General features: G+C 47.3%; 1 protein-coding gene (running past one end of the window). It reads left to right on the top strand.

The genetic code is table 11. The features are described from left to right. Nucleotides 1-17,190: the 3' portion of a non-ribosomal peptide synthetase gene (locus KIH87_RS11875; protein WP_232358079.1), read on the top strand. It extends 1,188 nt beyond the left edge of the window; only the last 17,190 of its 18,378 coding nucleotides appear in the window; its start codon lies beyond the left edge, outside the window; it ends in the stop codon at nucleotides 17,188-17,190.

The following is a 17,190-nucleotide window of genomic DNA, read 5'->3' as shown; positions in this document are numbered from 1 at the left end:
GTGCCGTTTGAATATTTGGTGGAAGAGCTTAATCCAAGCCGCCATTTGCAGTACAACCCTCTGTTTCAAATCATGTTTGCGTTGCACAATAATGAACGCACATCTTTCTCCATGTCAGAGGTGAGTTTTAAGCCCATTCGACGCGAATCCAACACCAGTAAATTTGATTTATCTCTGGATGCCAATGAGCATTCTGACGGCATTGATTTGATTTGGCGTTATGCCACCGACATCTTCCATGCCGAAACCATTGAACGTTTAAACCGTTATTTTATTCAATTGCTGCAAGCTGTCATTTTAGATGATGAAGCGAACGCTTCTGTGTGCATGGAACAGTTGGATATGTTGCCAACACCTGAGCGTAATTCGATTATTGCCGCGTTAAATAAAGGCATAGACGACGATGTTAAGACAAGTATTGCGACAAACACCGCGACAAATATCGCTGATGCATTTAACGCTTCTATAGACAGTAATAGCCATGAACTTGCTTTGTTAAATGGAGACTCTTCATGGACTTATCAGCAGCTCGATACTCGAATTAATCAATGCATTAAAGCCTTGCATCAACAAGGCATTAAAACGGGTGACAGGGTAGGTGTTTATCTTTCGTCTTCTGCTGATCTTATTGTTACCACAATGGCGCTGTTTAAAATGGGCGCGGTGTATGTACCGCTGGATCCTGAATATCCCATGCAGCGTTTGCAGTACATGGTATCGGACAGTGGGGTCAGGCTAATTATTACCCATGAAGATGATGCACATAAGTTAGCGGGGCTAAAATCCGGGCTGGGTGTGCCCTTGTTGTCTTGTCAGCAGATCCATAAGGTGGAAATGGATGCCTTTACGCTCCATGACATGGGCGTTCATGCACCTACCGCCGAAGACCTGGCTTACATCATCTATACCTCGGGTTCAACCGGGGAGCCTAAAGGTGTCATGGTGACTCACAGCAACGTCATGCACTATTACTATTCTGCCCAGCAGCATTACAAGGTAACGAAAGCTGATCGCGTGATGCAGTTTGCGTCGCCTTCCTTTGATATCTATATCGAAGAAGTGATCGTGACTTTACTGTCGGGCGCGACCTTGGTAGTGAAAGATCTGGATTTATCCCCGCAAAATTTCTGGAACTGGTCTCAAGCGCAAGGCATAACGGTGGCTTCCTTGCCAACCGCCTATTGGCATTTACTCTGTTCTGAGCTGAATCATTTACAAGAAACCCTGGCAATTCCACTTCGATTAATGATCACCGGTGGTGAGAAAATGGGGCTGGATATGTTGTCTTTATGGCAACAGCATCCTGCACTTGGGCACATTCAGCTACTGAACACCTATGGCCCTACTGAAACCACAGTCATTGCCACTGTTTATGACGCCACACATCACGATGTAAAAAGCGGAGAAATCCCCATTGGGCGGCCTGTTGCTTGCAGCCCTTGTATGATTCAAAACCCTCAAGGGCAGCTTGTGTTGCCCGGTGCAGTAGGCGAATTGGTGGTAACCGGGGATTTAGTCGCAAAAGGCTATTTGAATAAGCCGGAACAAACCCGGGCTGTATTTGGGCAGTGTTCGGATCTTACTGATTTAACTAATGATTTAACCAATTTTTTAACTAAGTCGACTTACCGCACGGGCGATCTGGTTCGCCTGAACAGTCGTGGCGATATTGAATATGTGGGACGTAGTGATGATCAGATCAAAATCTCTGGTTTTCGCATCTCTATCGGCGAAATTGAGCGTCAAATAGCGAAGTTAGAGCAAGTTTCTACGTCGTTAGTCTTGTTTGACAAAGACAACACTCAGGCCGGGCGTTTAGTTGCTGTGCTAGTACCTGAGTTAAAGAACGGATTTGATCATGACGCCTTGATCTTGCAAGTTCACCAGCAGGTGAAAGCAAATCTGCCATTTTATATGTGGCCAGCAGGGTATCAGGTATTGCAACAGATCCCGCTAACAGCCAATGGCAAGGTGGATAAGCGAGCAATTCTACAGGCGGAATTTACCAGTGTGTCGGGCAAAGGATTGACAAAGCTTGATACAAATATTGAACAGGCACTTGCCCATATTTGGGCGCAGCGACTGTCGCTTAGCGAAGACGAACTGGGTAAAGAATCTAATTTCTTTGAAGTGGGTGGGCATTCCCTGTTAGCTGCTCGTATCGCTAATGACATTCGTGATGAATATGGCATCGCATTGAGTGTTCGCGCTATTTTCGAGCATCCGGTGCTGAGTGATTTGGCTGGCAAAATAGCCTCTGAAATAGTTCCCGATGTGGCTGGGAGTGATTCTTTTTGCGCACAAGATAGGGAAAAGAATGACGAGATCCCGAAATTAGGATTAACGAAAGGTCGAGCGTCGTTTGCTCAAAAACGTTTGTGGTACATCGAACAAATTGTCGAGCAGGCCGGAAGTTACAATATTGCGGTAACCCGTTTCTTTGAAAAGCCTCTGCAAACAGACATTGCTGAGCAAGCAATTCATAACATCATTCAACGCCATGAATCGCTTCGTACCACCTTTGAAGTGGTCGATGATGAGTTATTGCAACGGGTTCATGACGAGTTTGACTTTCATCTGCAAATAGTGCCGGAAGACCCGGCGCGAGAATGCATGTATCAGCTTTCTCGTGAAGGTTTTGATTTAAGTCGAGACTTGCTTATCCGTTGTGCCCTTGCAGCGCAAAATTCAGGCTCTGTGCTGTTGCTGTGTATTCATCATATTGCCTCAGATGGATGGTCGATCAATCTGTTCTGGGACGAATTTGAGCAAGAATATGCTGCGTTATCCGGGCTCATAGATGATGAAGCAGATGATAAACAGGCTACGAATATTGCCGATTTGCCAATTCAGTATCTGGATTATTCCTGCTGGCAGAATCAGCGTATGGAAAGTGGCGAATGGCAAGGGGCTATCAAATATTGGCAACAACAGTTAAAAGACTTGCCTGCGTTGCATTCAATACGAACCGATTTTGAGCGTCCTGAATTACAAAGCTTTGCTGGAGAAACCTATATATGGCGATTGCCCGATGAGTGTTATCAGGCTTTGAGCCAGCTTGCCGTCAGCCGCCATACGTCGCTGTTTACCTTGCTACATGGCGCATTGTCCATTTGGTTGGCTAAGCGTGGGGGCGAAACGGATATTGTCATTGGCGCTCCGGTAGCAAACCGGGGTATGTCTCAGGTTGAGCGACTCATCGGTTTCTTTGCTAACACCATTGCTTTGCGAACTCAGGTGAATGAAAGCGAATCGTTTTCTGATTATTTAGGTCAGCTTCAACAAGTGAACCTCGACGCTCAGGAATATCAGGACATTCCTTTTGATTATCTGGTAGAGCTGTTAAACCCAGAACGTAACACAGCTTATAACCCTCTGATCCAGATATTGCTGACTTTGGAACAAGAGCCTAATGCGACTTTGCCCACCGGCGAAGGACGGTTTTTAGAAAATCGTGTGGCGAAATTCGATTTAAGTTTACACGGCATAGAAACCAGTGAAGGTTTAGGGCTTCAGATTAACTATTGCTCTGACTTATTTTCGCGAGCTTCAATTCAAGCCTTTGCTGAACAATTTACCTGTTTACTTGAGCAGATCACATCACATCCGGCTTCAGCCATTCAAGATTTGAATATGGTGTCCAAGCGTGAGCAGGAACATTTACTTGCAACAGGATTTCTTCCTAAAGCATTGGCTGAGGATCAAGACAATAAAGCAATTCGTGGCTTTGTATTGTTAGAAAATGAGCAATTAGCACCGATTGGATGTGATGGAGAGATCTATTTTGCAGCGGCTTCTGATAACCGTAGCTCTGGTTTACGAGGATATGCTGATTCAGAGGGGCAAATTCATCTTTCTACGCGCAGCAGTGAACTGTTTTGGCGTAAGCAATTAGCTCAGTTGCCGGTTAGACATTCTCTACCGATTAAAGGTGCAACTCATGATTTGGCTAATGATACTACCGAAGCTCGTGATGCTGTCCATTGCACAGTTCAGGCGGATGTACTAAATAGTATTGAGCAGACGATTGATGCTCATAAACTTGGTCTGCCTGTATTCTTGCAGGCTGCATTAAGTGTACTGGTTAGCCGTTATTCTGATGAGCGAGATATCGTTCTTGCTCAATCAATGTCCTCAGGTGAAAAACGAATATTACGTCATCAGGTTCTGGCGCAATCGCCAGTATCTGAGTTTTTGAATCAGGCTGATGTCGTAAACCAAAAAGCCGCGGCGCATCAAGATCTTACGTTTGCAGATTTGGTTAAATTAGTGGATCCGATGTTGGATGACAGTTTTGAGCCGTTGGCGCAAATCCTGCTGCAATGTGAGGCGCTAGATAAGAGTAAAAGAGAGAGCGAAAGACAGAACGAAGAGCTTTCTGTTTCTGGCAATTACGATCTTGTTTTGTGTGCTTATTTCGGAAAAGGCGAAAGAGAAGAAGCAGATAATCAATCTCTTAAACTGGCATTGAATTATCGATCGGCGCTGTTTAGCCGAAACCTGATAACCCGCATGGCAGAGGACTTAACGCGGATTCTGGCTCAGCTGTGTGAGGTGAAATCTCTTGCGGATATCTCCTTAAGTGCAGGCTGTATCAGTACGCCAGTGGTTGCGGCTAAAGAGCTGCCCGTGCCGGTTTCTGATTCGGCCTGTATTCACCAGTTGTTTGAAGCGCAGGTTGCACGAACGCCAGATTCGATAGCCCTGTGTTTTAATGGTTCAACCTTGAGCTATACCGAGCTAAATCAACAGGCGAATGTGCTGGCACATCGTTTAATCGCGCAAGGTGTTAAGCCCGGTGATTTGGTGGGTGTGTGTGTACCGCGCTCATTAGAGCTGGTTGTGGCGTTAATGGCAGTGCTGAAATCCGGTGCAGCCTATGTGCCGCTAGACCCGGACTACCCGCAAGAGCGTCTGGCTTATATCGTCGATGATGCGCGTATCAACATTGTGTTGGGCGAAGATTCAGTACGTGACCGATTGGGTAAGAGAGCGGGTGAGATTGAATTGAACTGGCTGGATGTGAAGAGCATCACTGACCAGGCGCTAAACGACGAACACCTGACCTGCAACCCGGTGACACAAGTACAAAGCACTGACCTGGCGTATCTTATCTACACATCAGGTACCACGGGTAAACCCAAAGGCGTCATGATTGCCCATGGCAATACCGTATCCATGCTGCAATGGGCGCTTGCGACCTACACGCAAGAGCAGTTATCAGGGGTGCTGGCTGCCACTTCCATGTGTTTTGATTTGTCGATTTTTGAGATGTACGCGCCGCTGTCCTGCGGTGGTACCTGTGTGGTGGTGAAGCATATTCTGGATGTGCAATCCATTTCTAACGCTCAAACCACTTCTCAAACAATCAGCCTCATCAATACCGTGCCTTCGGCAATAGTACAGTTACTGGATGCGAATGCGGTACCAGAGAGTGTCAGGGTTGTGAACCTGGCAGGGGAAGCGCTGCTGGGTCATATCGTAGAAGGCTTGTATCAGCTGCCGCATATTGATGCGGTGTATAACCTGTATGGCCCTTCGGAAGATACCACCTATTCCAGCTATTCATTATGCTCACGAGAAGCCGGACGCGCGCCGGATATCGGTATCCCATTACCGGGGTGTGAGATGTATGTGGTCGATTCACAAGGTCTGATTGCACCACGAGGCGTGAGCGGTGAGCTGTATATTGGTGGAACCGGATTGTCGCTGGGGTATTTGCATAAACCTGAGCTCACTGACGAGAAGTTTATTATCTTTGCCAACCAGCGATTTTATCGCACCGGCGATATTGTGCGTTGTTCTGTATTTGAGAATGATTATGAGAATGAGCAGGGCGTATTGGAGTTTATTGGTCGAGGCGACCAGCAGGTTAAGCTCAATGGCTTTCGTATTGAACTGGGTGAAATTGAGTCGGTTATCAGTGACTGTGAGCAGGTTAAACGCAGTGCAGTATTGGTGCGTGAACAAGCGAACATGCAACGATTGGTGGCCTTTGTTGAATATGAGTCAGAATATGAGCCGCAACATGAGAAAGCACAAGAGCAAGTGCAGGAAATAGTACGTTCCCGATTACCGAGCTTTATGTTCCCGGGAGAGTGGATAACGCTGGAGGCGATGCCACTGAGTGCCAATGGCAAGATTGAACGTAAGGTCTTGCGAGAGCGTTATCTAAGCAGTTCTACCGTTATCACCCATGACTATGTTCAACCAGACACCGAGATTGAACACTGGCTGGTAGAATTGTGGTCACGCCTACTGGGTTACAATTCTCAGGATGCTAACGTTACTCAGGAGAAGCAAATCGGTGTGACCGATAACTTCTTCGCGCTTGGAGGCAAATCCCTGTTAGCCATTCAGGTGATTAACGCCATTAATGCGCGTTTTGATGCGCATTTAGCCATGGTTGAGTTGTTCCGCTATCCCACTATTCGTGGTTTGGCGCAACGGGTTGATGAACAAACGCGTTTGTCCGAACAAGGCGCTTCTGCTGACAACATGCTCTTGGCGTTCAGGTTACCCAGCGAACAAACCGAATATCCGGCTTCTGCCGGTCAGCGTAGTTTATGGTTAGTCGACCGCCTGCATGGTGGCAGTCATCATTATAACGTGGTGTTTAGCCGTCAGGTTGCGGCAAGTCCTGATGCAATTGAGTCGGCCTTGTTGCAGGTGCTAGAGCGTCACGAGCCGCTTCGGACAGTATTTGAGAGCAGAAAAGAAGACGATAATGAAAATGAGCTTCTGTATCAGCGAGTGATACCGCTACAAGACGCGGGCTTTCAGCTTGAGGTTATTGATTGTGCCGAGATGGACGAGCAGAGCCGACATCAGGTGACACAACAAGCGATGCAGCGATTAGCTCATCATGTGTTTGATTTATCCTGTGATGTCATGCTTAAAGCCTGCTTTATCCAGCGAGCGAAAAAGGAAGAACAGGGACAAGGCTTGTTGCTGTTAAACGCGCATCATATTGCAGTCGATGGCTGGTCTGTGCCGGTGTTCTGGCAAGCGTTTGAAAATGCGCTTAAACGAACATCAGACACTTTACCTGAATTACCCATTCGTTATCTGGATTTTTCTGCCTGGCAGCAAGCATATTTGTTGGGTAGCGACTCTCAAGCCAGCAAAGATTACTGGATTGAACACCTGGGCGGATTAGCGCCGCGCCACGGCTTGCCCATGTTGGAGTCAGGTTTGGGCTCGGTGAGCGTTGAGGCACAAAGTTATTACTGGTCGCTGCCTCGGGAATTGAGCGAACAGTTACCGCAACTGGCACAGCAGCATGGTGTAACCCTGTTTATGTTGATGCATGCGGGGTTAAGCGTCTTGGTGTCGCGCTATAGTGGCGAGCGCGATGTTGCCATTGGAACGCCCTCGGCAAACCGCTCCATGCCGGAGCTCGAATCCCTGATTGGCCTGTTTATCAACACACTGGTGTTACGCAGTGATGCGGGGGCGTCGCAATCGGTTTCTGAGTATTTACAGCATATCCGAGAGGTGAATGTTCAAGCCTTATCGCATCAGGACATTCCATTTGAGATGGTGGTGGAGCTGCTAAACCCGCAGCGAAGTGATGCCTTTACGCCGCTATTTCAAATCATGTTGACCATGGACAATGAAGGGAAACCCGGTGCTGTGGCTAATAATCATAGCCGCGAAGAAGTGGCTGGAAGTAAATCCGGGTTTAGAGAAAACACCACCGAGAAGTTTGATTTAACGCTGCATGTGTCGCCAAGCACAACACAAAATATACGTTGTAGCCTGAATTTCAGAACGGCGCTGTTTAGCCGAAACCTGATAACCCGCATGGCAGAGGACTTAACGCGGATTCTGGCTCAGCTGTGTGAGGTAAGTACGCTGGCGGATATTTCCTTAAGTGCAGGCTGTATCAGTACGCCAGTGGTTGCGGCTAAAGAGCTGCCCGTGCCGGTTTCTGATTCGTCCTGTATTCACCAGTTGTTTGAAGCGCAGGTTGCACGAACGCCCGAGGCGATTGCCCTTCGTTTTAATAACACCACACTGAGTTATCTGGAATTAAACCAGCGTGCAAATGTGCTGGCACATCGTTTAATCGCGCAAGGTGTTAAGCCCGGTGATTTGGTTGGCGTGTGTGTACCTCGCTCATTAGAGCTGGTTGTGGCGTTAATGGCGGTGCTGAAATCCGGTGCAGCCTATGTGCCGCTAGACCCGGACTACCCGCAAGAGCGTCTGGCTTATATCGTCGATGATGCGCGTATCAACATTGTGTTGGGCGAAGATTCAGTACGTGACCGATTGGGTAAGAGAGCGGGTGAGATTGAATTGAACTGGCTGGATGTGAAGAGCATCACTGACCAAGAGCTAAACGATGAACACCTGACCTGCAACCCGGTGACACAAGTACAAAGCACTGACCTGGCGTATCTTATCTATACCTCGGGGACGACGGGTAAGCCCAAAGGCGTCATGATTGCCCATGGCAATACCGTATCCATGCTGCAATGGGCGCTTGCGACCTACACGCAAGAGCAGTTATCAGGGGTACTGGCTGCCACCTCCATGTGTTTTGATTTGTCGATTTTTGAGATGTACGCGCCGCTGTCCTGCGGTGGTACCTGTGTGGTGGTGAAGCATATTCTGGATGTGCAATCCATTTCTAACGCTCAAACCTCTTCTCAAACAATCAGTCTCATCAATACTGTGCCTTCGGCAATAGTGCAGTTACTGGATGCGAATGCGGTACCAGAGAGTGTCAGGGTTGTGAACCTTGCAGGGGAAGCGCTGCTGGGTCATATCGTAGAAGGCTTGTATCAGCTGCCGCATATTGATGCGGTGTATAACCTGTATGGCCCTTCGGAAGACACCACCTATTCCAGCTATTCATTATGCTCACGAGAAGTCGGACGCGCGCCGGATATCGGTATCCCATTACCGGGGTGTGAGATGTATGTGGTCGATTCACAAGGTCTGATTGCACCACGAGGTGTCAGTGGTGAGCTGTATATCGGCGGAACCGGATTGTCGCTGGGGTATTTGCATAAACCTGAGCTCACTGACGAGAAGTTTATTATCTTTGCCAACCAGCGATTTTATCGCACCGGCGATATTGTGCGCCTTTCTGATTCTGAGGATGGAGCCGAGGGTGAATATAAGCAGGGCGTATTGGAGTTTATTGGTCGAGGCGACCAGCAGGTTAAGCTCAATGGCTTTCGTATTGAACTGGGTGAAATTGAGTCGGTTATCAGTGACTGTGAGCAGGTCAAACGCAGTGCAGTATTGGTGCGTGAACAAGCGAACATGCAGCGATTGGTGGCCTTTATCGAATATGAGTCAGAGTATGAGTCAGAATATTTAGAGAGTGAACTTGAGGTTCAAGAACAGGTTCGTTCCCGATTACCCAGCTTTATGTTCCCGGGAGAGTGGATAACGCTGGAGGCGATGCCACTGAGTGCCAACGGCAAGATTGAACGCAAGGTCTTGCGAGAGCGTTATCTAAGCAGTTCTACCGTTATCACCCATGACTATGTTCATCCAGACACCGAGATTGAACACTGGCTGGTAGAATTGTGGTCACGCTTATTAGGTTATGAACAAGCAGACCAAAAAATCGGTGTGACCGATAACTTCTTCGCGCTTGGAGGCAAATCCCTGTTAGCCATTCAGGTGATTAACGCCATTAATGCGCGTTTTGATGTGCATTTAGCCATGGTTGAGTTGTTCCGCTATCCCACTATTCGTGGTTTGGCGCAACGGGTTGATGAACAAGGCGCTTCTGCTGGCAATATGCTCTTGGCGTTCAGGTTACCCGGCGAACAAACCGAATATCCGGCTTCTGCCGCGCAACATCGCATGTGGCTAATAGAGCAACTGTCTGATGGAGCTGGTCACTATACCATTCCGTTTTCCATAGCAACGGAGAGCAGTTTTGATCTGGCTTTGGCTGAACATGCTTTACGAATGGTCATTGAACGTCATGAGCCTTTACGTACGGTATTTGAAAATCGCGACGAAGTGCTTTATCAGCAAGTCATGTCTATGGATGCCGTGGATATCGGGCTAGAGCAGATTGATTGCTCAACTATGACCGAAGACAAACGCCATCAAACGGTTCGATCTGTGGCGAAGGAATTGGCTGAGCATCAGTTTGATTTGAGCAAGGATGTGATGCTCACTGCGCTACACGTTAAGCTATCAGAGCAACAGGGATTGTTGTTGATTAACGTACATCATATTGCTTTTGATGGTTGGTCGCAGACGGTGTTTATTGACGACTTTAACGCCATTATTCAATCACTTACGGATAATTCACAAGCTGAACTACCGCCGTTACCTATTCGTTATCTGGATTATTCAGCCTGGCAACAGCATTATCTCGAAAGCTCATCATCTCAGGCTGATAAAGACTACTGGCAGAATCAGTTGCAAGACATGCCTACTCTGCAAGGGTTGGAAGCGGATTTTGAACGTCCGGAACTGCAATGTTTTGAAGGGAAAAGCATTAGCTGGCGTTTAGCGCCTGAACTACAGGAACAGCTAAAAGCATTAGCGGCGCAACATCATGTGTCCTTGTTTATGTTGTTACATGGTGCTTTTTCGGTACTGTTATCTCGTCGTTCTCAACGCAACGATATTGTGATTGGTGCGCCAGTGGCTAACCGGACAAGAACTGAACTGACTCATTTGGTGGGATTCTTTGTCAATACTTTGGTGTTGCGCACACAAGTCGATCCTGCCACGGAATTTGCCTCTTTCCTTGAGCAGATAAAACAGATAAATCACGATGCACAATTGCATCAGGACATGCCTTTTGACTATTTGGTGGAGATGATTAACCCGCCACGCAGCACGGCTTACAACCCCTTAGTTCAGGTTGCCATGACGCTGGATTCTCAAGAGCAGAATGTGAGTTGGCAATTGGAGCCTAAGCTTGCTGGCGATCACGTTGCCAAGTTCGACATCGAACTGCACGGCATCGAAGCGAAAAATGGACTGGGTTTGCAGTTGATATACAGCACTGGTGTGTACCATCACAACAACATGCTTGCTTTGGCAAACCAGCTAACGACTTTGCTTCAAAGTATTGTTGCGGCTCCAAAGGCGATGATTAGCCAACTTAATCTGGTTAGTGATAATGAGCGAGAACAGATACTTGCCTATGGACGAGCTCACGGTGGTTATCTGCATCAAACTGAGCTGAGTATGGCGGGGCTGTTTGAGAAACAGGTTGCTGCTAAACCCAATGCGATGGCGGTGGCTTGTGGTGATAAGTTTATTAGTTACGAAGAGCTAGACCGTTTATCCACTCAGCTAATGAAAGAGCTACAACTGCAACAAGGTGAAGTGGTTGCAGTGGCTTTGCCTCGTAGCATCGAACTGGTCGTAGCTTTTGTGGCGGTGTTTAAGGCGCAAGCTATCTATTTGCCGATAGATGTTAAAGCGCCTCAATCTCGCGTTGATTATATGCTTGAAGATGCGGGCGCGAGTCGATTGCTGAGCTCATCCTCACATGCGTTCTCGATCAATGGGGAAAAAGTTCTACTTGCTTCTAATGAATTGGCTATTGATGGGCTTGAGCTGGTTGTGGCTCAACTGAATTTAGAACCCAGGCAGTACCCGTCAGCGCTGGCTTATATCCTCTACACTTCCGGTTCCACAGGAACGCCGAAAGGAGTGATGGTCTCACCTGAATCACTCATCAATACCGCTTATCAAGCCAGAGTGTTTGACATGGATGTGATGAGTAACATGATGAATACCTTTAATCCAGCCTTTGATCCCAGTGTTTACGACTTAGCCTCTGGGTTACTGAACGGCAAGGGATTGGTTATGTTAGAGCAAGAGCATGTGGTCGATTTTCAATATTGGCGCAAACTTATTGAAGATTACGAGATCAATTCCATCTTTTTGACAACCGCACTATTTCACTTTGCAGTGAAGCATGACATTAACGCATTTGCTTCCTTTGATTTAGTGGCAATGGGTGGGGAAGCGGCTATTCCTGAATTGGTTCAGGCGTTTGTTTCTCATTTCCCTAATAAGTCATTGGTTAATGTGTATGGGCCGACAGAAACTACGATTATGGCGACGTTTTTGCGAATGACCGCTGACAACGCTCATCAGGCTCCGATAGGTCGACCATTAGCGGGCTACTCGCTTTATATTCTGGATAGCGAGAAGCAACCTGTCGCGTTGGGCTGTGAAGGTGAACTTTATATTGCTGGTGCAGGTGTTGCACAAGGCTATGTGAATTTACCCGAGAAAACAGCCGAATCATTTATTACAGACCCTTTCACCAATGATGGCAGTGTTATGTATCGCACAGGCGATATGGTGCGCTTTAACCATGAAGGAATGGTGCTGTATCGTGGGCGTCAGGATGATCAGGTCAAGATCCGTGGGCATCGCATTGAACTTGGCGATATCGAAGCTCACATGCGTGAAATAGATGGCGTACGTGATGCGGTTATTATTGTCAGTCAGGCTTCCGACGAACCGCAGCTTCATGGCTTTATAGAACTTGAGTCGAGTGAGAGGTATTCGAGTGATAGGTGTTCGAGTGAGAATAGCCAAAACCTGGTTAATCAGGTGCATCAACATTTGGTTCAATCTCTGCCTGAGTATATGTGCCCCAGTCAATACGCCGTATTGGATGCCTTCCCATTAACCAGCAACGGTAAGCTGGATAAACGTGCCTTGCCAGAAGCGGATTTAGTGCCTGAAACGGAAGTTGGTGAAGCATTACAAACAGAGAATGAAAAACAATTAGCTGCGTTGTGGGCTGGGTTACTGGGTGTTGATGCTGATGTATTGTCACGTCAAAGCCACTTCTTTGCCTTGGGCGGACATTCGTTATTGATTGTGCGTTTAAAAGCACTATTGCTGCAGAAATATGGCATTAATCTGGTCATTTCAGAATTGTTTAACTCGCCTGTGCTTATGGATATGGCTTTGCGCCTGGAAGATAAACCGCTAGAGAATGGACAGAGAGAGTCCAAAAAAATAGAGCCTCAAGCCATTGTTCCATTGCCCGCAGATACCATGCGCTATCCGGCTTCGCCTTCTCAAAGTCGTATGTGGTTAATCGATCAATTGTCGGAAGGGCAAGGGCGTTACAATGTGCCTTTTGTCATGCCAACCATGGCTGGGTTCGATTTGGCAACAGCGAAACGTGCATTGCAATTAGTCATTGAACGTCATGAGCCGTTACGCACTGTGTATAAGCGAGACGGTGAAACCCTGTATCAAGTTGTACAACCCATGTCTGAGGTCGCATTTGATATTGAAGTGGTGAAATGTTGCAACTCAAATGAGCTGAAAGCTGGAGGCTTAAAGGCTTATCGCACACAGGTTCGTGACGTATTACGAACCGAAGAAAAACACCATTTTGATATGAGCCAAGCGCTCATGCTACGAGCGGTATATGTCGATTTCGGGCAATCTGACTTTACGCTGGATTCTGCTCCACAAGGCATAAACGGGCAGTTGATAGTGAACATCCATCATATTGCTTTTGACGGTTGGTCTGAGTCTGTTTTCTTACGAGATTACCAACTTGCTTACCAAGCTTTAGCTGCAAGGGAAGGAGAAATTGAAAGAGCGAATGTCAGACCGGATTGGACTGTGCTGCCAATTCGTTATTTGGATTACACGGCATGGTTAAATAACTATTTGCAGGGAGAGGCATCGGCACAATCCAAGGCATACTGGCAATCCCAGTTGCAAGATTTGCCGTTAATTCATCAGCTAGAACCGGACTTTGTGCGCCCAGAGGTGCAATCTTTCTCAGGTGAAACCTATCAATGGCAATTACCTTCCGAGCTGTTGCAACAACTGAAAACGGTTGCTGCTGAGCATGGTTTGTCCTTGTATATGTTGTTGCACGCCGCTTTTGCTATTGTCTTGGCGCGACGCACTGACAGTGAGGATATTGTTTTAGGGGCTCCTGTAGCGAACCGAAACCTCGTGGAAACGTCGGATTTAATTGGCTTCTTTGTTAATACTCTGGTGTTGCGAGCCTCAGTTCAAGGTGAGAGCTCTGTTGCTGACTATTTGAGTCATATTCGAGAGCTGCATTTAGCTGCGCAACAGCATCAGGATATTCCGTTTGATTATCTGGTTGAGTTGCTGAATCCTGCACGTAGCACGGCTTATAACCCGTTGGTGCAAATGGTTCTGACGCTTGAGCGTGATGAGAATGCTTCAGTTAATTTGGCGTTTGATCCGCGGTTTATTAATGATCAGGTCGCCAAGTTTGATCTGGCGCTTAATGCGATTGAATTAGGCAGTAAGGAAGAGGCGACATTATTGTTGAACCTCAATTTCTGCTCGGCATTATTCCATCCTGATACTATCACCAGCCTGGCTGAGCAATTGACGACACTGTTTGAGCAGTTAGCACAGCAATCCAATGCGCAAACAAGCTTGCATGCCTTGAACTTGGTGAGTGACAGGGAAAGAGAGCAGCTATTGGCCTTGTCGACGAAAGGTCGAGGCTATGCTCATCAAACTCAATTGAGTATTGCTGAATTGTTTGCCCTACAAGTTCAATCACAACCGGAACTATTAGCCGTTGCGTGTGAGTCTCAAGCAATGAGCCAAACGCTGACTTTCAGAGAGTTGGATACTGCTTCCGATGCCTTAATCGCAGAATTGTCGATTCAGCCGAGTGAGGTGATTGCCGTGGCGTTACCTCGTTCTGTGGAGCTGCTTGTGGCTTTCATGGCCGTTTGCAAAGCGGGTGCGATTTATGTTCCGATAGATACCAGTGCGCCGCAATCTCGTGTGGAATTTATATTGCAGGATGCCGGTGCGAGTAAGCTTATTCATCAAACTGGAGAGTCTGCTTTTGGGTATATGTCGCAAGAGCTAACGCTAACTTTAACGCAAGGGTTGTCGGTCGTTGAGTTTGATGCTCAAGGCCGAACACAGAACGAGGATGTGGCTTATATCATCTACACCTCGGGTTCCACAGGAACGCCCAAAGGAGTGATGGTATCGCCGCAAGCGGCGATCAACACTTGCTATCAAGCGCGTTTGTTCGATATGGACAAGGTCGATGCCATGATGTGTACCTTTAATCCGGCGTTTGATCCTTGTGTGTTTGACATGCTGACATCCATGTTAAACGGCAAAAGCTTGATTATGGTGCCGCAAGCCCATGTGGTGGATTTTCAATATTGGCAACATCTGCATGAAGTCTATGGCGTTAATCTAGCTGGCTTTACGACGGCATTGTTCAATTTCGCCGTGAAGCAGGATATTGATGCCTTGGCGATATTTGAACAAGTGTTTATTGGTGGTGAAGCGGCTGTGCCGGAACTAGTACAACGCTATAAATCTCACTTTCCAAATAATGCCTTGTTCAATATGTACGGGCCAACGGAAACCGCCATTATTGCCTCCTTTGCTGAGTTGACCATGCAAAATGCCCATCTGGTACCTATAGGGCAAGCCATTGGGGGAGCGCGTTTGTATGTGTTAGACAAACAACAACAGCCTGTGCCGCGTGGCTGTGCCGGAGAGCTGTACATTGGCGGTGAAGGCGTAGCCATCGGCTATGTGAACTTGCCACAAAGAACCGAGCAGTCTTTTGTGCCAGATCCCTTTGTGCAGGGCGTTACTGTGGTTGAAGGAGTGAGCAGTAGCTCTAAGAATAGCTCTCTCAATAACCCCCGTATGTATCGAAGTGGTGATTTGGTGCGGTTCAACCACAATGGCGAATTGCTCTATTTGGGACGCCAGGATGATCAGGTAAAACTACGTGGTCACCGCATTGAATTGGGCGATATCGAACAACATATTCGTGAGCTGGATATTGTGCGCGATGCCGTGGTTTTGATGGTGGGGGATGATGCTGAAAATCGTCGTCTGGATGCCTATATTGAATTGCAACAGGCTGATTCGAATGAACAAGAAACGGTTAATCATATTCATCAGCATTTGAACCAACAGTTGCCAGCTTATATGTTGCCTGCTCAGTACGCGTTGATGCAGCAGTTCCCGATGACCTCGAACGGCAAGTTGGATAAACGCGCTTTGCCAGAGGCGAATCTGTTACCGGAATCAGAGCAATATGTTGCACCCGAAACCGAGATTGAAATCTTGTTGGTTGATATCTGGGCCGATTTGCTAGGTATCCAATATCAGGCCATATCGCGCAATAGCCACTTCTTTGAATTGGGCGGACATTCTCTGTTAATGGTCAGGCTTAAAGCGGCTGTTCAGGATAAGTTAGCCTGTACCATTCCGGTTACCATGCTATTCAATGCACCTATTCTGAGTGAAATGGCAAGTGCGATTCAGAGCAGAGTAAGCAGTGAACACTTTGTGGGAGAAACAGGAACACATTCGGAAGTGCTGGAAGTATTGCAACAGAGTTCAACCTCTGCGCCTGAGCAAACCCTGTTTATGGTGCATCCGGTTGGCGGCGATTTGCTGTGTTATCAGCCTTTGTTGTCTTTGCTTTCGGCAAGAGAACCAAACTGGCAAGTTTACGGATTGCATTGCTTTGAGCCTCATCAAATGAGCCTGACCGAGTTGGCTGAACAATATGTGATGCAACTGAAAATTGCTCAACCTCAAGGGCCTTATCATTTAGTGGGTTATTCGTTGGGTGGTATCATTGCCTATGAAATGGCGCGACAACTGAATGACAATGCAGAGCTGGTCGCAAGTGTGAGCCTGATTGATTCTACCTTGTTCGCTAACGCAGAACCCGGCGTCGACAGCGATATGGAAGTGCTCGCAGTAATGATGGTGGAAATGGGGATCAAGGAAACTGAGCTATGGAAAGCGATCCACCACATCTATCAATCCGATTCTGAGGACAAGATCACACAATCGCTAGCTTTATTGCTTCAATCCGGACAACAACAGGGCTCGTTACCCGCTTCTTTGTCACTGGATGAGCTGCAACAACGCTTCCTGATTTATCGTAGCAATAGAGATGCCTTTAGTGCTTATCAAGCCGCGCCTTACGACAGCAAAGTGAACTTGCTGATAGCTAAAGATTCACCTATTTCCCTGGAAGAACGAGGCTGGCAGGAGTTTACCCAAGTGAACACAGAAACCGCCGACGGCGATCACTTCTCAATACTCAACGCGCCCAATGTTGAAAGGGTGAGCCAGTGGTTGAGGGAGATAGTCGAGCAGGGTGAAATAGTCAGGGAAGCAATATCTAAGGAACTAGCATCTAAGCAAAGGGAACAGTAA

It is taken from the genome of Paraneptunicella aestuarii, from assembly GCF_019900845.1.
GTDB classification, from domain to species: Bacteria; Pseudomonadota; Gammaproteobacteria; order Enterobacterales; family Alteromonadaceae; genus Paraneptunicella; species Paraneptunicella aestuarii.
The sequence above is the reverse complement of the archived record's forward strand: the minus strand, read 5'-3'. Positions and strand labels throughout refer to the sequence as shown.